General features: G+C 66.4%; 15 protein-coding genes and 2 tRNA genes. 11 read left to right on the top strand and 6 right to left on the bottom strand.

The features are described 5' to 3' along the window. Window positions 1–317 precede the first annotated feature (317 nt). Window positions 318–390: transfer RNA gene (locus AU192_RS13720), tRNA-Lys, on the bottom strand. A 158-nt stretch (window positions 391–548) separates the two neighbouring features. Between AU192_RS13720 and AU192_RS13715 the strand changes: the two genes are divergently transcribed. Then, window positions 549–1,766 (top strand): L,D-transpeptidase, encoded by a 1,218-nt coding sequence (locus AU192_RS13715; RefSeq protein ID WP_064396962.1) that lies wholly within the window; start codon window positions 549–551, stop codon window positions 1,764–1,766. Window positions 1,767–1,947: 181 nt separating this feature from the next. Here the strand turns inward: AU192_RS13715 and AU192_RS13710 are convergent. After that, window positions 1,948–2,020, bottom strand: a tRNA-His gene (locus AU192_RS13710). 41 nt (window positions 2,021–2,061) lie between these two features. Then, the gene (orn, locus tag AU192_RS13705) at window positions 2,062–2,709 is read right to left on the bottom strand and encodes an oligoribonuclease (protein ID WP_064397416.1); all 648 of its coding nucleotides are present in this window, start codon (window positions 2,707–2,709) and stop codon (window positions 2,062–2,064) included. A gap of 83 nt (window positions 2,710–2,792) precedes the next feature. On the opposite strand from orn, the gene AU192_RS13700 reads away from it, so the two are divergent. Continuing rightward, entirely contained in the window at window positions 2,793–4,376 is a 1,584-nt protein-coding gene (locus AU192_RS13700; protein ID WP_064396961.1) for a helicase HerA-like domain-containing protein, read from the top strand. A gap of 81 nt (window positions 4,377–4,457) precedes the next feature. Here the strand turns inward: AU192_RS13700 and cmrA are convergent, their stop codons facing one another. Beyond that, the gene (gene cmrA, locus AU192_RS13695) at window positions 4,458–5,264 is read right to left on the bottom strand and encodes a mycolate reductase (protein WP_064396959.1); all 807 of its coding nucleotides are present in this window, start codon (window positions 5,262–5,264) and stop codon (window positions 4,458–4,460) included. Between the two features lie 26 nt (window positions 5,265–5,290). Between cmrA and AU192_RS13690 the strand changes: the two genes are divergently transcribed. Beyond that, the gene (locus AU192_RS13690) at window positions 5,291–6,598 is read left to right on the top strand and encodes an MFS transporter (protein ID WP_064396957.1); all 1,308 of its coding nucleotides are present in this window, start codon (window positions 5,291–5,293) and stop codon (window positions 6,596–6,598) included. Here the strand turns inward: AU192_RS13690 and AU192_RS13685 are convergent. After that, the gene (locus AU192_RS13685) at window positions 6,595–7,389 is read right to left on the bottom strand and encodes an MmpS family transport accessory protein (RefSeq protein WP_064396956.1); all 795 of its coding nucleotides are present in this window, start codon (window positions 7,387–7,389) and stop codon (window positions 6,595–6,597) included. The genes AU192_RS13690 and AU192_RS13685 overlap by 4 nt on opposite strands. Window positions 7,390–7,514: 125 nt before the next feature. On the opposite strand from AU192_RS13685, the gene AU192_RS13680 reads away from it, so the two are divergent. The 3 genes from AU192_RS13680 to AU192_RS25715 all read left to right on the top strand — a co-directional run bounded on the left by AU192_RS13680 (window position 7,515) and on the right by AU192_RS25715 (window position 9,846). Next, window positions 7,515–9,356, top strand: coding sequence for an alpha/beta hydrolase family protein (locus AU192_RS13680; RefSeq protein WP_064396954.1), 1,842 nt, complete (start codon window positions 7,515–7,517; stop codon window positions 9,354–9,356). A 91-nt stretch (window positions 9,357–9,447) separates the two neighbouring features. Continuing rightward, window positions 9,448–9,657, top strand: coding sequence for a hypothetical protein (locus AU192_RS13675; protein WP_064396951.1), 210 nt, complete (start codon window positions 9,448–9,450; stop codon window positions 9,655–9,657). Window positions 9,658–9,690: 33 nt separating this feature from the next. Beyond that, complete coding sequence (locus tag AU192_RS25715; protein WP_094286318.1) at window positions 9,691–9,846, top strand: DUF6131 family protein; 156 nt, start codon at window positions 9,691–9,693, stop codon at window positions 9,844–9,846. A gap of 27 nt (window positions 9,847–9,873) precedes the next feature. Here the strand turns inward: AU192_RS25715 and AU192_RS13670 are convergent, their stop codons facing one another. Beyond that, the gene (locus AU192_RS13670) at window positions 9,874–10,497 is read right to left on the bottom strand and encodes an SACE_7040 family transcriptional regulator (protein WP_064396948.1); all 624 of its coding nucleotides are present in this window, start codon (window positions 10,495–10,497) and stop codon (window positions 9,874–9,876) included. Window positions 10,498–10,587: 90 nt separating this feature from the next. Between AU192_RS13670 and AU192_RS13665 the strand changes: the two genes are divergently transcribed. The 5 genes from AU192_RS13665 to AU192_RS13645 are packed head-to-tail and all read left to right on the top strand — an operon-like array spanning window position 10,588 to window position 16,612. Next, window positions 10,588–12,138 carry a carboxyl transferase domain-containing protein gene (locus AU192_RS13665; RefSeq protein WP_064396946.1) on the top strand — a complete coding sequence of 517 codons (1,551 nt, stop codon included), beginning with the start codon at window positions 10,588–10,590 and terminating at the stop codon, window positions 12,136–12,138. A gap of 4 nt (window positions 12,139–12,142) precedes the next feature. Then, window positions 12,143–14,137, top strand: coding sequence for an acetyl/propionyl/methylcrotonyl-CoA carboxylase subunit alpha (locus AU192_RS13660; RefSeq protein ID WP_064396944.1), 1,995 nt, complete (start codon window positions 12,143–12,145; stop codon window positions 14,135–14,137). Next, complete coding sequence (locus AU192_RS13655) at window positions 14,134–15,297, top strand: acyl-CoA dehydrogenase family protein (protein WP_064396943.1); 1,164 nt, start codon at window positions 14,134–14,136, stop codon at window positions 15,295–15,297. The genes AU192_RS13660 and AU192_RS13655 overlap by 4 nt, the downstream gene beginning before the upstream one ends. Beyond that, a complete protein-coding gene (locus tag AU192_RS13650; protein ID WP_064396941.1) occupies window positions 15,294–15,797 on the top strand; it encodes a MaoC family dehydratase in 504 nt (167 codons plus the stop codon). Before AU192_RS13655 ends, AU192_RS13650 begins: the two co-directional genes overlap by 4 nt. Further along, window positions 15,797–16,612 (top strand): HpcH/HpaI aldolase/citrate lyase family protein, encoded by an 816-nt coding sequence (locus AU192_RS13645; RefSeq protein WP_064396939.1) that lies wholly within the window; start codon window positions 15,797–15,799, stop codon window positions 16,610–16,612. Before AU192_RS13650 ends, AU192_RS13645 begins: the two co-directional genes overlap by 1 nt. Window positions 16,613–16,646 lie beyond the last annotated feature (34 nt).

Raw genomic sequence — 16,646 nt, 5'->3', positions numbered from 1 at the left:
CGGCTTTTTGCTGTTTTGGTGCTTCTCGTAGATCAGCTAACGTGACTGTAGCAGACCGGCTTCTTTTATCGCAGCTTGAACCATAGAAGGTCTAGTGGACCAGCGTCTCCGCAACGGTGGTGAAGGTGAGATCTTTGTCTCCATAAGCTGCGTTATGTAGTCCACAGCACACATTCCGCACACGACAGCAAATTGATGTCCAGAATTTACGCAACCGTAATCCGGCAACGTCGCCGTGGACGTTTGCGCGCGTCACCGCGTGGGAAAAAAGAACGCGACCGTGACGCACTGTCACGGTCGCACTCAAACGAAGCTTGTGCGCCGTCAGGGTTTCGAACCCCGGACCCGCTGATTAAGAGTCAGCTGCTCTACCAACTGAGCTAACGGCGCGCGGGTGCGACAATAACAGGACTTGCTGTGCAGGACGAAATCTCCGGCCCGGACCTCGCTTCGACGTTGTCCGCGTCGCAACCCGGACCCGATTTTGCCCTTAGACTGTTGCCAAGAATCATCGATCCCGTAGTCCCTGGTTGTGAGGTGGAGTAGCAATGTGGCGAGTCCGTTCAGTGGCCCGTCCGCGTCGACGTGCATGGTTGGTGACCGTTGCGCTGATCCCCGCCATGGCGCTCGCGTTGTCCGCATGCGGCGGTAACTCAGCGCCGCCGCAACCCCAGGTGATCGACGACAAGGGAACTCCGTTCGGAGACCTGCTCGTCCCGAAGCTGACCGCGTCGGTGACCGACGGCGCCGTGGGCGTCAGTGTGGACTCACCGGTGACCGTCAGCGCGGAGGACGGCGTGCTCGAATCGGTCACCATGGTTAACGAGTCCGGCAAGTCGGTCGCGGGCGTCCTGAGCCCGGACGGACTGACCTGGTCGACCACCGAACCACTCGGCTACAACAAGCGCTACACGCTCACCGCCGAATCGCTTGGGCTCGGCGGCGCCACCACCCGGCGGATGGCCTTCGAGACCCATTCGCCCGAGAACCTGACCATGCCGTATGTGCTGCCCAACAACGGTGAGGTGGTCGGCGTCGGACAACCGGTCGCCGTCCGGTTCGACGAGAGCATCACCAACCGGGTGGCCGCGCAGAAAGCCATCAAAATCAAGACCGATCCTCCGGTCGAGGGCGCGTTCTACTGGCTGAACAACCAAGAGGTGCGGTGGCGGCCCGCGAGCTACTGGAAGCCCGGCACGAAGGTCGACGTCGCGGTGAACACCTACGGCGTCGACCTCGGAGACGGCCTCTTCGGTCAGGAGAACGTCAGCACGAGCTTCACGATCGGCGATGAAGTCATCACCAGCATCGACGACAGCACGAAGACGCTGACGGTCAAGCGCAACGGCGAGGTGATCAAGACCATGCCGGTGTCGATGGGGAAGAACAGCACGCCCACCAACAACGGCGTCTACATCGTCGGGGACCGGCGCTCGCACATGGTGATGGACTCCTCGACCTACGGCGTTCCGGTCAACTCCGCCAACGGGTATCGCACCGAGGTGGATTGGGCCACCCAGATTTCCTACAGCGGCATCTACGTCCACGCCGCGCCGTGGTCGGTGGGCAGCCAAGGCTACAGCAACGTCAGCCACGGGTGCATCAACGTCAGCACGAGCAATGGGCGGTGGTTCCACGACAATTCCAAGCGCGGAGACGTCGTCGAGATCGTCAACACCGTCGGGTCGACGCTGCCGGGCACCGACGGTCTCGGGGACTGGAACATCCCGTGGGATCAGTGGAAGGCCGGCAACGCCAACCTCTGATGTGAGCGGCTGAGGGGCCCATGGGCTTCAGCGCCGAAAGGCCCTTCAGCGCCACCCGAAAGTGAAACCTGGGCGGAGATACGCCCAAAGCCTCGCCATGAGCACATTAATAGCGCTTCGAAGCTACCGACGGTCCGAAAAAGGGTCAGGGAGCGAAGATTCGCTCCCTGACCCATATCGGGGTGGCTGACGGGACTCGAACCCGCGACAGCCAGGATCACAACCTGGTGCTCTACCAACTGAACTACAGCCACCATCGCCGCGAACCCTGGTGGGCACAGCGGCGACGTCGATACTAACCGCTCGAACGCTCGGCGGCCGAATCGATGTCCGTGGCGCTCTCGTTCGGCGGCCCCAGTTCTTGGGCGATGGCCGCGATATCGCTGGTCGACGGACCGGGTGGGGCCACGAAGGCGGTGCGGCGGTAGTACTGCAGCTCGCGAATCGACTCGTGGATGTCGGCGAGGGCACGGTGCGCGAGGCCCTTCTCGGGCTGGCCGAAGTAGATGCGGGGATACCAGCGCCTGCACAGCTCCTTGATCGAGCTCACATCGATCATCCGGTAGTGCAGGTAGTCGTCGAGCTTGGGCATGTCGCGGGCTATGAAGCCGCGGTCGGTGGCGATCGAGTTGCCGGCCAGCGGCGCCGTCTTGGCCTGTTTGACGTGGGTGCGGATGTAGTCGAGGACCAGCTCCTCGGCTTCGGGCACCGTTAGGGTCGACGCCTTGACCTCGTCGATCAACCCCGAGCGGGTGTGCATCTCGGTGACCACCGGGATCATCGACGCCAACGCTTCGTCGTCGGTGTGGATGACGACGTCGATGCCGTCGCCGAGAATGTTGAGGTCAGCGTCTGTCACCAGCACCGCGATTTCGATGAGCCGGTCGGTCTTGAGATCCAGGCCCGTCATCTCGCAGTCGATCCACACCAGTTCGTCACGCACGACGCTCACATTAAGCCTTGCCGCTGCATGTGGCCCGTTGCACCCCGTCCGTAGGGTGCGTCGCGGGCGTTAGGGTGCCAGCCATGGCCAGTGAGTCCACGCCCACCCCCGCACAGCAGATCGCCGCAGGTTACGCCGCCGAAGGGGCCGCTATGGAGCTCGGCGCGGTCGTCGTCGACGGGATGTGTCACCCGGCCGCGCAGGTGCGAATTCCGCTGGCCACCGTCAACCGCCACGGGCTGGTCGCCGGCGCCACGGGGACCGGCAAGACGAAATCTCTTCAGCTGCTGGCCGAACAGCTCTCGGCCGCGGGCGTGCCATGCGTGATGGCCGACGTCAAGGGAGACCTCTCGGGGCTGTCGCGGCCCGCCGAGGCCAACGACAACATCACCGCGCGGGCCGCCGACACCGGCGATGACTGGGCGTCGACGGCCTATCCGGTCGAGTTCCTGTCGCTGGGCACCGCGGGTATCGGGGTGCCGGTGCGGGCGACGATCTCCAGCTTCGGGCCCATTCTGCTGTCGAAGGTGCTCGGGCTGAACGCTACGCAGGAGTCGACGCTTGGCCTTATTTTCCACTGGGCAGACCAGCAGGGGCTTTCGCTGCTCGACCTCAAGGACCTGCGCGCGGTGATCCAGTACCTCACCAGCGACGAGGGCAAGCCCGAACTCAAGGCGCTCGGCGCGGTGTCCACCACGACCGCTGGTGTGATACTGCGGGCGCTGATTAATCTCGAGGCCGACGGCGGCGACACGTTCTTCGGCGAGCCCGAACTCGAGCCCGAGGACCTGCTGCGGGTCGACGAGCAGGGCCGCGGCATCATCACACTGCTCGAGCTCGGCAGCCAGGCCGCCCGTCCGGTGATGTTCTCGACATTCCTGATGTGGGTGCTAGCCGACCTGTTCGCGACGCTTCCGGAGGTCGGCGACCTCGACAAACCGAAGCTGGTGTTCTTCTTCGACGAAGCTCACCTGCTTTTCGCCGACGCGTCCAAGGCGTTCCTCGAACAGGTCGAGCAGACGGTGAAGCTGATTCGGTCCAAGGGAGTCGGCGTGTTCTTCTGCACGCAACTGCCGACCGATATCCCCAACGATGTGCTGTCCCAACTCGGTGCGCGAATCCAGCACGCGTTGCGCGCGTTCACGCCCGACGATGACAAGGCGCTGTCCAAGACCGTGCGAACGTACCCGAAAACCGATGTGTACGACATGAAGTCGGCCTTGACATCGCTCGGTATCGGCGAGGCGATCGTCACCGTGTTGTCAGAGAAGGGCGCGCCGACCCCGGTGGCATGGACCCGGATGCGAGCCCCGCGGTCGCTGATGGACACCATCGGTCCAGAGGCAATCACCGCCGCCGCGAAAGCCAGTGTGCTGCAAGCTGAATACGGTCGGACCATCGACCGCGAGTCGGCCTACGAACGGCTCAACGCGAAACTGGCCCCGCCACCCGAGCCCGTTCCGCAGTACGACACGCTGCCACCTCCGCTGCCTCCAGTCGCCGGTGAGGTGAGCTCACCCGACACCGCCGAGCCGTCGATGGTGGAGAAGGTGGTCAACAGCCCGGCGTTCAAGAGCGCGATGCGTTCGGCGGGCACGGTGATCGGCCGCGAGATCACCCGCAGCATCTTCGGCACCGGGCGCAGGCGCAGCCGTCGTCGTCGCTAGTGGCGCCGAAACTGCATTCCCGCAGCGAAAGTGCGAGAAGGGCACTGCCGGAATGCAATTTCGCGGCGCCAGGAGAAACGCTCAGCTACCGCCGAGCTTCTTGTAGACGGCGCCGACGATCGGTGTCACGATCGCGCGCGGCGTGTACCCCGCCGCAACCGACATCGCCTTCGAGGTCACACCGGGGACGACGCGCATCTTGTTGCGCTCCAATGCATCCAACGACTGCTTGGCGGTGTACTGCGTGGAGATCCACAGAAAGTCCGGAATCACCTTCTCCACCAACGACTGCTCGTCGGGGTCCGGCAGCGCCTCGCGCACGGGTCCCGGTGCTAGCAACGTCACGTGCACGCCGTCCTTCTTGAGCTCGCCGCGCAGCGACTCGCTGAACGTGTTGACGAACGCCTTGCTGGCGGCGTAGGTCGCGTTGTTGGGAATCGGTGAATTGCCCGCCGCCGAGCCGGAAATGAGGATCCCGCCGGCCTTGCGCTGCACCATTCCTGGCAGGACGGCGAGCACGAGGTCGTGCACACCCAACACGTTGAGTTGGACCTGCGCCTTCTCGTCCGCCGGATCCAGCGACGACACCGGACCGAACGTCGCGGTGCCCGCGTTCGCGCACAGGATCGAGATGTTGCGAGTCGCCAACTCGTCGCACAGCTTCGTGCGCTCCGTGGGGTCGGCCAGATCGACGGGTCGCACCTCCACCGTCACGCCGTACTGCTGCACCAGGCGGTCGGCAAGCGCCCGCAGCACCTCCTCGCGGCGCGCGGTGATGATCAGGTGATGTCCGCGGGCCGCGAGTTCGGTGGTCAGCGATTCGCCGATGTTCTGGGACGCGCCGGTGACCACGGCGCGGGCGTCGGCGCTGGGTGCGGGTACTGGCATGCGCCGGACTATATCGTGGGCGGACCATGAGCCACCCACCCGATTCCGGCGCCCCAGCGGCTCGCCGTCAGATCATCTCGTGGGCGCTGTGGGATTTCGGTGCGACCGGATTGAACGCGGTGGTCGTGACCTTCGTGTTCTCGATCTACCTGACCAATACCGTCGGCGACGACCTGCCCGGCGGCATCAGCGCCACCAGCTGGCTGGGCTGGTCGCTGGGCGCGGCCGGCGTGGTCGTCGCGCTGCTGGCTCCGGTGACGGGCGTGTGGGTCGACGCGCCGTGGCGGCGGCGCCGCGTGCTGGCCGTTCTCAGCGCGCTGGCGGTCGTCCTGATCGCCTCGATGAGCGCAGTTCGCGACGACTACCGCTACCTGGCGCTGGGTCTGGTGCTCCTGGGTTGCGCGTCGGCGTGCAACGAGCTCGCCACCGTGCCCTACAACGCGATGCTGCGCCAACTGTCGACTCCGCAGACCTCCGGCCAGATCTCCGGATTCGGGCTCGGCCTGGGCTATTTCGGCAGTGTCACCCTGCTGTTGGTCGTGTACTTCGGGTTCATCACCGGCGACGGCGGTTTGTTCGGTCTGCCGGTCGAGGACGGCGGAAACGTCAGGGCCGCCATGGTTTTCACGGCCATCTGGTTCGGGCTGTTCGCTCTGCCGGTGCTGATCGCCGGACCCAGCGCCGAACCCGACCCGCTGGATCAACGGCAGGCCGTCGGGTTCATCGGTGGGTACCGCAAGTTGTGGGCCGACATTCGCAGCGAATGGCGGCGTGACCACAACGTGGTGTACTACCTGCTGGCCAGCGCGGTGTTCCGCGACGGGCTGACCGGGATCTTCGCGTTCGGGGCGGTACTGGGCGTGCGGGTCTACGGCGTGTCCGAGGCCGATGTGCTGCTGTTCGGGGTGTGCGCCAGCACGGTCGCCGCCCTCGGCGCGGTCGGCGGCGGATTTCTCGACGACCGGTTCGGCGCCAAACCCGTCATCGTCGTCGCGCTGAGCGGGATGATCGCGGTCGGCCTCATCTTGATGTCGCTCAACGGGGTACTGGCGTTCTGGATCTGCGGGCTGCTGCTCTGTTTGTTCATCGGGCCGACGCTGTCCGCGGCGCGGACGCTGATGCTGCGCATGTCCGCCGAGGGCAAGGAGGGCGTCGCGTTCGGGCTCTACACCACCACGGGCCGCGCTGTTTCCTACCTTGCGCCCATGCTGTTCTCGGTCTTCATCGCCGTCTTCGGCACCGACCGAGCGGGGATGGGCGGGCTGGTCGTGGTCCTCGCCGCCGGCCTGATCGCGATGCTCGCCGTGCGGGTTCCGCGGCGTGCGCCCGCCTAACCGCTGGCCGTGCAGATGGTCAGGCCGGCCCCCGTGCGCTTCTGCACCACCGAACCGTCGACGGAGATCGAACAGTTCACCTCGCGGCCGACGTTGATGATGCTGATGCTCGCCGTCGCCGCCGCGGACTCGGACAATTCCACTTCCTTGCTCCAGGGCAGCATGACGTTGAACTCGGTCTGCAGCAGACCGCCGGTGTCGACGTAGGTGATGTTGATCGCGCGCCCGGAACCGCTGACGACGTAGACGACGGTCTGGGTGACGCCAGGAGTCGTCGTACCAGGGGCACCGGGTGCGCCTGGCGTACTGGGCACCGTGGGGACCGCGGGCACGGTGGGCCGCGTCGTGCGCGGAACGGTCGGGCGCGGTGCCGGTGTCGGATTCGGCGTGTTGAAGTCGGGCTCTTGCATCGGGGGCGGCGCGACGACCGTCTGCTGTTGCGAACTGTTGACGACGACCAACGCGATCACCAGGCCGAGCACGGTCAGCACCGCGAGACCCGCGGCGACCCACAACCAGCGGGGTGACTTCGGGTCCTCGGGCGGCGGGGGCGGATCGCCCGACGGGTAGGGCGCCCCGTACTGGCCCGAACCGTAGGTTTCGTACCCGTATGCGCCGTACGTCGGCAGATGCTGAGTCGGAGCGGGTTCGGGCGGTGCCTGATAGGTGGGGCCGTACGCCTGGCTGGCGTATGCCGGATCGCTGTATCCGGAATAGCCGTAGCCCTGCGGTTGCTCCCCGCGGCCGTAACCCGACTGCTCGTCGCGGCCGGGCTGTGGTGTACCGGTCATACCCACCTCATGCGTGCGAGGGTACCTGTGCGACCGCCCAACAGGCGCAGGTCGTCACTGGACTTGCCTGGGTAGGCACAATTGGTCCGGTGGGAGAGCAGGTTCGCAGAGTCTATGGCGCATCCATGTCGCCGGACGCCACCGCGTTCGCACATCTGGTCGACGACGGTGGCTTTCCGCGCGCAGTGCAGCGTTTCCTGCGCGGCTGGCGGGCGAGCTCGTCGCGAGACGTCGAGCTGCCGGTCGAAGGGCCGGTGACGCGCGTACTGCATTCGGCCGACGGCCACTGGCTCGCATGTGAGGTCGCACCCGAGGGCAGCACCCGAACCCAGATCTGGGTCGTGACAACCGATCCCGACGACCGCGACGCCCGCCGCATCGACTCGTGGCCGCCGGGAGCGCCCGAGGGCACCGCCGAACTGATCGCCTGGGACGGCACCCTGGTGGCGGCGATCCTCACCGGCGAGGACGGTGTCGGTAGCTCTTGTCTGATCGACCCGGCCACCGGCCGCACCACCGTACTGGACCGCCGCTCGAGCGGCCGTCTGGTCGACGCCTGGGCAGGCGCCGCGCTCGTGCGCGTCGGACCGCGCGGTTACCGGGATCTGATCATGCTGCGCGGACGCACCGAAACCGCGCTGCTGCCATACGATCCAGGCTCGACCACCGACACCGGCATCATCCTCGACGACCACTACGCGCGCCGACTGCGCGCAGGTCTGGAGGGCGAGCTCACGAAGCTCTACCAGCCGGCGAGCACCTATGACGCCGACAGCACCGAAGGTTATGTCCGGGCCCTGATCCGCAGCGAGAACGGCACCGAACATGCGCGACTCCTCGAGGTGACGGTCACCGCCGACGGCGTGGCCTACCAGGTCATCGCCGAACGTCCGGGCTATGAGCTCGACGAGTTCACCGTGAGCGACGATCTGTCAACCGTGGCCGTTCTCTGGAACATCCACGGCGCCAGCGAGTTACAGATCATGGAACGCACCGACCACACGCTCCAGCCGCCGATCCCGCTGCCGGGGATGGTGGCCACCCAGTTGAGCATCAGCGCCGGTGGCTCGATGCTGGCCATGACCGTCGAAGGCCCGTCCACCCCGCCGACCGTCGAACTGGTCGACCCGCGTACCCGGGAGTGGGAGATCGTCGACCGCGAGCCCAGCTCTGGACCGGTGTCGCCGGACCCGACGCTGGAACGGGTCACGGCACGCGACGGCATGGAATTCACCGGGTGGCTCTTTCGGCCGCGCGACGGAGTCCCGGTGATCGGCGCGATGCTGTTCCTGCACGGCGGGCCGGAGGGGCAGGGGAGGCCCGGCTACAACGAGTTCTTCCCGGCGTTGCTCGAAGAGGGCATCAGCGTGTTTTTGCCCAACGTCCGCGGCTCGGGCGGGTTCGGCAGGACCTTCATGCACGCCGACGACAAGGAGCGACGGTTCGCCGCGATCGACGACGTCGCCGACGCGGTCGACTACCTGGTCGCGCGTGAGGTCGCGCCGGCCGACCGGATCGCATGTTGCGGGTGGTCCTATGGTGGCTACCTGACCCAGGCTGCGCTCACCTTCCACCCCGACCGGTTCGCCGCCGGAATCAGCATCTGCGGAATGAGCGATCTGAACACCTGGTACCGCAACACCGAACCATGGATCGCCGCCGCGGCATATCCGAAGTACGGCCACCCGATCGGCGATCGCGAACTGCTCGAGCAGCTATCGCCGTTACAACGTGTCGATGCCATGACCGCGCCGTTGCTGTTGGTGCACGGCGCCAACGACACCAATGTGCCCCCCACCGAATCTCAGCAAATGTTCGAAGCGCTGCAGGCACTTAACCGAAAAGTGGAACTGCTGATGTTCGACGACGACGGACACGAGATCGACCGGCGCGAGAATCGCGCCGTACTGGTCAAAGCCATGCGCGAGTGGCTGATTGCCGCATTCAGCCCGAATCCGATTCCGTAACCGAATCGTTCTCCGTAGCCACGTTTACCGAAATTGTCTGCCGGGTAAACGCTGCGCACGCGCCGATGCGGCGCGACAAAGGAGGCGCAGCATGCGAGGTGGCGGAATTCTCGGCGTTTTGGTGCTCGTCTGGTTGCTGATCGGTGCCTTCGCCGCCTACCAGCGCGGCTATTTCGAAACCAGTGAAACCAATTGCGCGACAGCGGGAAGCATCGCTTTGACGGTGGTGGCCGGTCCGCTGAACTACGCGGGCGTCAACCCCACGGTTGAAGCCTGCAACCTGCCAGAACCCAGCCAGTGACAACTGGCACTTGCCAATTCGAAAGGAATGCTAATGATCATCCTCGGAGCGATTCTCCTCATCCTCGGACTGATCTTCGGAATCAACATCCTCTGGACCATCGGCATCATCCTCATGGTCATCGGAGCGGTGTTCTGGATTCTTGGGTCCATGGGCCGTCCCGTCGGAGGCAGACGCGCCTGGTACTAACGGGCCCGGTTCTAACGGGCTAGGCGCTTAGGCGTCCCGCGCGGCCGAGGTCAGCGCCGCGACCGTCATCGCTTTCAAGACGGATCGCGGTCTGGCCTCGGCCGTTTTCGTGGCGCCCGGCTTGAGGGCGTGCGGCGTGGAGTTCAATAGGCCGAATGCCGCGTGGGCCATCACCCGGGCATCGGCCTCCGCCAGCGACTCGTCCAACCGCCGAAGCACATCGACCCAGATCTCGACGTACTGGCGTTGGGCCTTGCGCACCTGGCGTTTGGCCGAGGGCGGCAGGTTGGCGAAATCGCGGTCCTGGATGCGGATGAGGTCGGACTCGCCGAGCGCGAAGTCCAGGTGGAAGTCGACCAGTCCGTCCAATGCCGACGTGGCATCCTCGGCGCGTGCGACCACGTCCGTAGCGCCGGCCAATAGCCGGGTGCTGATACCGACCAGCAACTCGACCAGCAACGCTTCCTTGTTGGGGAAGTGCCGGTATATGGCCGGTCCGCTCACGCCCGCGGCGGCGCCGATGTCCTCCAACCGCACCGCGAGGTATCCCCGTTCGGCCACCAGGCGTTCCGCGGCGGCGATCAGCTGGGACCGGCGGTCCGATTTCGCCTTACTGCGCCGGGTGGGCGCGGGCACCTGAGTTGGGGGCACGGTACCTCCCGCCCGCTGTAGACATCTGGAGTTAATCGTGACTAACATACCACCAGTTATTCGTCATTAACTCAACGAACGGGTTTTCCGATGGCATCGCGGCCTTCACATCGCGAGGAGCACCTCGCGCTGGTCGACGAATTGCGTTCCAAGCTCGCCGCGGCGGCCCTCGGCGGGTCCGAGCGCGCCCGCGAGCGTCACGTCAGCCGCGGCAAGCTGTTGCCGCGCGACCGCGTCGACGGCCTGCTGGACCCGGGCAGCCCGTTCCTCGAACTGTCGCCACTTGCCGCCGACGGCATGTACGACGACGAGTGTCCGGGTGCCGGCATGATCACCGGGATCGGTCGCGTGTCGGGACGCGAATGTGTGATCGTCGCCAACGACGCGACCGTCAAGGGCGGCACTTACTACCCGATCACGGTCAAGAAGCACCTGCGGGCCCAGGAAGTCGCGGGCCAGAACCGGCTGCCGTGCATCTATCTCGTCGACTCCGGCGGCGCGTTCCTGCCCCGACAGGACGAGGTGTTCCCCGATCGCGATCATTTTGGCCGCATCTTCTACAACCAAGCCAACCTGAGCGCTCAGGGGATTGCGCAGATCGCCGCGGTGCTCGGATCCTGCACCGCCGGTGGCGCATACGTGCCCGCGATGAGCGACGAGGCCGTGATCGTGCGCAACCAAGGCACGATCTTCCTCGGCGGTCCACCGTTGGTGAAGGCGGCGACGGGCGAGGTGGTCACCGCCGAGGAACTGGGCGGGGGCGACCTGCATTCGAAGACCTCCGGGGTGACAGACCATTTGGCGCACGACGACCGCGACGCTCTGCGCATCGTGCGGCGCATCGTCGCCACCCTCGGACCCCGTGAGCCGCTGCCCTGGGATGTTCGGCCGACCGTGGACCCGGTGGCTGATCAACATGAACTCTATGACGTGGTGCCGGTGGACTCGCGCGTTCCCTACGACGTACACGAGGTCGTAACCCGCATCGTCGATGGTGGCGAATTCGCCGAGTTCAAGGCCGAATACGGCAGCACCCTGGTCGCCGGATTCGCCCGGATCCACGGACATCCGGTCGGCATCATCGCGAACAACGGCGTGCTGTTCGGCGAATCAGCGCTCAAGGGAGCCCATTTCATCGAGCTCTGCGACAAGCGCAACACCCCTTTGGTGTTCCTGCAGAACATCTCCGGGTTCATGGTCGGCCGTGACTACGAGGCGGGCGGTATCGCCAAACACGGCGCGAAGATGGTCACCGCGGTGGCCTGCGCGCGGGTGCCGAAACTGACCGTGGTCATCGGCGGCTCGTATGGGGCGGGTAACTACTCGATGTGCGGGCGCGCGTATTCGCCGCGGTTCCTGTGGATGTGGCCCAACGCCCGCATCTCGGTGATGGGCGGCGAGCAGGCCGCATCGGTGTTGGCGACCGTGCGCGGCGAGATGACCGCCGAGGAGGAGGACAACTTCAAGGCGCCGATCCGCGCGCAGTACGAGCACCAGGGCAATCCGTACTATTCGACGGCCCGGTTGTGGGATGACGGGGTGATCGACCCCGCCGACACCAGAACGGTTCTCGGACTGGCACTCTCGGCGGTCGGTCAGGCGCCGCTCGAGTCCATCTCCTACGGCGTGTTCCGGATGTGAGGACATGAACTTCGATACCGTCCTTGTCGCCAACCGAGGCGAGATCGCCGTCCGCGTCATCCGCACGCTGCGCGCCATGGGCATCCGATCGGTTGCGGTGTTCAGCGACGCCGATGCGGGCGCCCGCCATGTCGCGGAAGCCGACGTCGCGGTCCGCGTCGGACCGCCACCGGCCAGACAGAGCTACCTCGACATCGACGCCGTGGTCTCCGCGGCCCGGCGCACCGGCGCTCAGGCCGTGCATCCTGGTTACGGATTCCTTTCGGAGAACGCGCAATTCGCCGCTGCCCTGCAGGATGCTGGGATCGTATTCATCGGCCCGCCTGTCGGCGCGATCCAAACCATGGGCGACAAGATCGCGGCCAAGGCGGCGGTGTCGGCGTTCGGGGTTCCGGTGGTGCCCGGAGTTTCGCGTCCCGGCCTGTCCGACGACGATCTCGTCGCCGGCGCCGGCGAGGTCGGTTTCCCCGTGCTGGTGAAACCCTCGGCGGGCGGGGGCGGCAAAGGTATGCGCGTCGTGCATGAGCCGGCCGAGTTGCCTGCCGCGCTGGCCAGCGCGCGCCGGGAGGCGGCCGCCGCGTTCGGTGACGACACGCTGTTCCTGGAAAGGTTCGTGTTGAACCCGCGCCACATCGAGGTGCAGGTGCTCGCCGACGGCTACGGCAACGTCGTACATCTGGGCGAACGCGAATGCTCCCTGCAGCGTCGTCATCAGAAGGTCGTCGAGGAGGCGCCGTCACCGCTACTGGACGAGGCGACGCGGGCGAGAATCGGTGCGGCGGCGTGCGACACCGCGCGCAGTGTCGACTACACCGGTGCGGGCACCGTCGAGTTCATCGTCTCCGCCGACCGGCCCGACGAGTTCTTCTTCATGGAGATGAACACACGCCTTCAGGTCGAGCATCCGGTCACCGAGATGGTCACCGGGATCGACCTCGTCGAACAGCAGGTGAGGATCGCCGCGGGGGAGAAGCTGGCGATCGCGCAGGACGACATCTACATGACCGGGCACGCGATCGAGGCGCGGGTCTACGCCGAAGATCCCGGACACGGGTTCCTGCCCACCGGCGGCACCGTGCTGGGCCTCGCCGAGCCAGAAGGCCCCGGCATCCGGGTCGACTCGGGGTTGGCTGAAGGTTCGGTGATCGGCAGCGACTACGACCCGATGCTGTCGAAGGTCATCGCGCATGCCGGCGACCGGCCGGCGGCCCTGCGGGCGCTGGATCGGGCGCTGGCGCACACCGCGGTTCTGGGGGTCACCACCAACGTGGAGTTCCTGCGGTTCCTGCTCGCCGATCCCGACGTCGCGGCGGGCCGCCTCGACACCGGTCTCCTGGATCGTCGCAGCCCGGACTTTCACCCTGCGACCGCCGAGGACGTCGACCTGGTCGCCGCCGCGGCGTATCGGTGGCTGCGGTCATGGCCGCAACCCGTCGATGACCTGTGGGCGGTTCCCTCGGGCTGGCGGATGGGCCGCCACGCGCCGACGACGTATCGGCTGCAGTCCGGCGAGCGAGTCGACCACGTCCACCTCACCGGCACACCGCCGACGGGCAGTGCGGCGATCGAGGATGGCCAATCGCGGTCGCTGGCGGTGTCGCTGACAGGCGACCGGCTGGCGGTCACCTTCGACGGGATCGTCACGGACTACATGGTGGTCGCCGACGACCACCGGACCTGGCTGGCGGGTGGGGGCCGCACGCTTGCTGTCGACGAGGTCCGCGAAGCGCCCGTGCGACCCGACGACGCGCACAGCGGCGACGCCGAGCTGGCCAGCCCGATGCCGGGTTCTGTGGTGGCCGTGGGGGTGGCCGACGGCGATCGGGTGACGACGGGCACCGTCGTGGTGACCGTCGAGGCCATGAAGATGGAACACGCGCTGAGCGCGCCGGTCGACGGCGTGGTGGAACTCCTTGTCGCCGAAGGCGATCAGGTCAAGGTGGGGCAGCCGCTGGCGAAGGTCATCGCGGACCCGACCGTCGAGAAGGAAGAAGCATGACTGATTTTCTAGCCACCGGGACACTTCCCGATCACTACGAACAGCTGGCCAAGACGGTCCGCGACTTCGCCCAGAGCGTGGTGGCGCCCGTCTCCGCCAAACACGACGAGGAACACTCGTTCCCGTACGAGGTCGTCGCCGGCATGGCCGACATGGGACTGTTCGGCCTGCCGTTCCCCGAGGAGTACGGCGGCATGGGCGGCGACTACTTCGCGCTGTGCCTGGCGTTGGAGGAACTCGGCAAGGTCGACCAGAGTGTGGCGATCACGCTCGAGGCGGGGGTATCGCTGGGTGCGATGCCGGTGTACCGGTTCGGCAGCGAGAAGCAGAGGCAGGAGTGGCTGCCGCTGTTGGCGAGCGGTAAGGCGCTCGGTGCGTTCGGCCTCACCGAGGCCGGCGGCGGCAGCGATGCGGGCGCCACCAAGACCACCGCCCGTCTCGACGACGGCCACTGGGTCATCAACGGTTCCAAGCAGTTCATCACCAACTCGGGCACCGACATCACGAAGCTGGTCACAGTCACCGCTGTCACGGGCGAGAAACCCGATGGGAAGAAGGAGATCTCGTCGATTCTGGTGCCGGTGCCCATCGACGGCTTCACCGCCGAACCGGCGTACAACAAGGTGGGTTGGAACGCCAGCGACACCCACCCGCTGAGCTTCGACGACGTGCGCGTGCCGGAGGAGAACCTGCTCGGCGAGCGCGGCCGGGGATATGCGAACTTCCTTCGCATCCTCGACGAGGGAAGGATCGCGATCGCGGCGCTGTCGGTGGGCGCCGCTCAGGGGTGTGTCGACGAATCGGTCAAATACGCCAAGGAACGCGAGGCCTTCGGCGCCGCGATCGGCAGCTACCAGGCGATCGCCTTCAAGATCGCCCGCATGGAGGCCCGCGCGCACGTCGCCCGCACGGCGTACTACGACGCCGCCGCTCTGATGCTGGCCGGGAAGCCGTTCAAGAAGGCGGCATCGATCGCGAAGATGGTGGCCAGCGAGGCCGCGATGGACAACGCCCGCGACGCCACCCAGATCTTCGGCGGCTACGGCTTCATGAACGAATACTCCGTGGCGCGGCACTACCGCGACAGCAAGATCCTCGAAATCGGTGAGGGGACAACCGAAGTGCAGCTGATGTTGATCGGGCGGGAGCTGGGTCTGTGAGCGGCGGGACGCCCAGTGGCAAGAAGATAGTCGTCCAGCGCGGGCTGTGGTACGAGGAGTTCGAGACCGGCGTGCTATACCAGCACCGGCCCGGACGCACCATCACCGAGGCGGACAACGTCTTGTTCACCACGCTGACGATGAACACCCAGGCACTGCACCTGGACGCCGCGTTCTCGGATGCCTTGCCGCCGTTCAACCAGCGGCTCGTCAACTCGATGTTCACGCTATCCACGTTGGTGGGTCTGTCGGTGACGCAGCTGACGCAGGGCACCATCGTCGGCAACCTCGGCTTCGGCGAAATCGCTTTCCCGAAACCGCTTTTCCACGGTGACACGCTCTACGCCGAGTCCGAGGTGCTCGAGAAGCGCGAGTCCAAGAGCAGGCCGGGTGAGGGCATCGTGACGTTCTCGCACGTCGGCCGCAACCAGCACGGCGACATCGTGGCCACCGCGTCGCGCAAGACCATGGTGCGCAAGCGACCGGAGGGTGACGCGTAGTGGCGCTCGCGACGGGACCCGCCTGGCTGTTCTGTCCGGCCGACCGCCCGGAGCGGTTCGAGAAGGCCGCAGCTGCAGCCGATGTCGTGATCCTCGACCTCGAGGACGGTGTCGCCGCCAAGGATCGCGAAGCCGCCCGCGCGGCACTGATCGAGACGCGCCTGGACCCGGACCGGACCGTGGTGCGCGTCAACCCCGCCGCCACGGCCGATCATCCGCTGGATCTCGAGGCGCTCGCGAAGACCGACTACACCACCGTCATGTTGGCCAAGACCGAGGATCCGCAGCAGGTGCGCGATCTGGCGCCGCTCGACGTCGTGGTGCTGATCGAGACCCCGCTCGGGGCGCTCGCCGTGTCCGACCTGGCACGCGTGGACAACGCGGTGGCGCTGATGTGGGGGGCCGAGGATCTGTTCGCGGTCACCGGCGGCACCGCGAACCGGTATCCCGACGGAAGCTACCGCGAAGTGGCGCGGCACGTGCGATCGCAGACGCTGCTGTCGGCCAAGGCTTACGGTCGGCTCGCGCTGGACTCGGTGTACCTCGACATCCGCGACCTCGACGGTCTGCGCGGTGAGGTCGACGATGCGGTCGCGGTGGGCTTCGACGTGAAGGTCGCGATCCATCCGTCCCAGGTCGCGGTGATCCGCGAGGGCTACACACCGACGCCCGAGCAGGTGCGGTGGGCGCGACACGTGCTGGCGGCTGCCCGCGATGCCCGGGGCGTCTTCCAGTTCGAGGGCATAATGGTGGATGCCCCAGTACTGCGGCGAGCAGAGCGCATCGTCGCGCTAGCGCCCCACCCCGGCGACTAGCCGACAGCCTCTACACCAGAGGTTCTGCTCTACC

The sequence above is a fragment of the Mycobacterium lehmannii genome, assembly GCF_001499925.1.
In the GTDB taxonomy this organism is placed as follows: domain Bacteria; phylum Actinomycetota; class Actinomycetes; order Mycobacteriales; family Mycobacteriaceae; genus Mycobacterium; species Mycobacterium lehmannii.
This window is presented reverse-complemented; position numbering and strand designations above follow the sequence as displayed.

Coding starts and splice junctions, on each gene's coding strand:
- AU192_RS13685 (WP_064396956.1), bottom strand. CDS start 7,389: ATGACCGGTACACCACAGCCCGGCCGCGACGAGCAGTCGGGTTACGGC.
- AU192_RS13660 (WP_064396944.1), top strand. CDS start 12,143: ATGAACTTCGATACCGTCCTTGTCGCCAACCGAGGCGAGATCGCCGTC.
- AU192_RS13680 (WP_064396954.1), top strand. CDS start 7,515: ATGTCGCCGGACGCCACCGCGTTCGCACATCTGGTCGACGACGGTGGC.
- AU192_RS13690 (WP_064396957.1), top strand. CDS start 5,291: ATGAGCCACCCACCCGATTCCGGCGCCCCAGCGGCTCGCCGTCAGATC.
- AU192_RS25715 (WP_094286318.1), top strand. CDS start 9,691: ATGATCATCCTCGGAGCGATTCTCCTCATCCTCGGACTGATCTTCGGA.
- AU192_RS13700 (WP_064396961.1), top strand. CDS start 2,793: ATGGCCAGTGAGTCCACGCCCACCCCCGCACAGCAGATCGCCGCAGGT.
- AU192_RS13655 (WP_064396943.1), top strand. CDS start 14,134: ATGACTGATTTTCTAGCCACCGGGACACTTCCCGATCACTACGAACAG.
- AU192_RS13675 (WP_064396951.1), top strand. CDS start 9,448: ATGCGAGGTGGCGGAATTCTCGGCGTTTTGGTGCTCGTCTGGTTGCTG.
- AU192_RS13715 (WP_064396962.1), top strand. CDS start 549: ATGTGGCGAGTCCGTTCAGTGGCCCGTCCGCGTCGACGTGCATGGTTG.
- AU192_RS13665 (WP_064396946.1), top strand. CDS start 10,588: ATGGCATCGCGGCCTTCACATCGCGAGGAGCACCTCGCGCTGGTCGAC.
- cmrA (WP_064396959.1), bottom strand. CDS start 5,264: ATGCCAGTACCCGCACCCAGCGCCGACGCCCGCGCCGTGGTCACCGGC.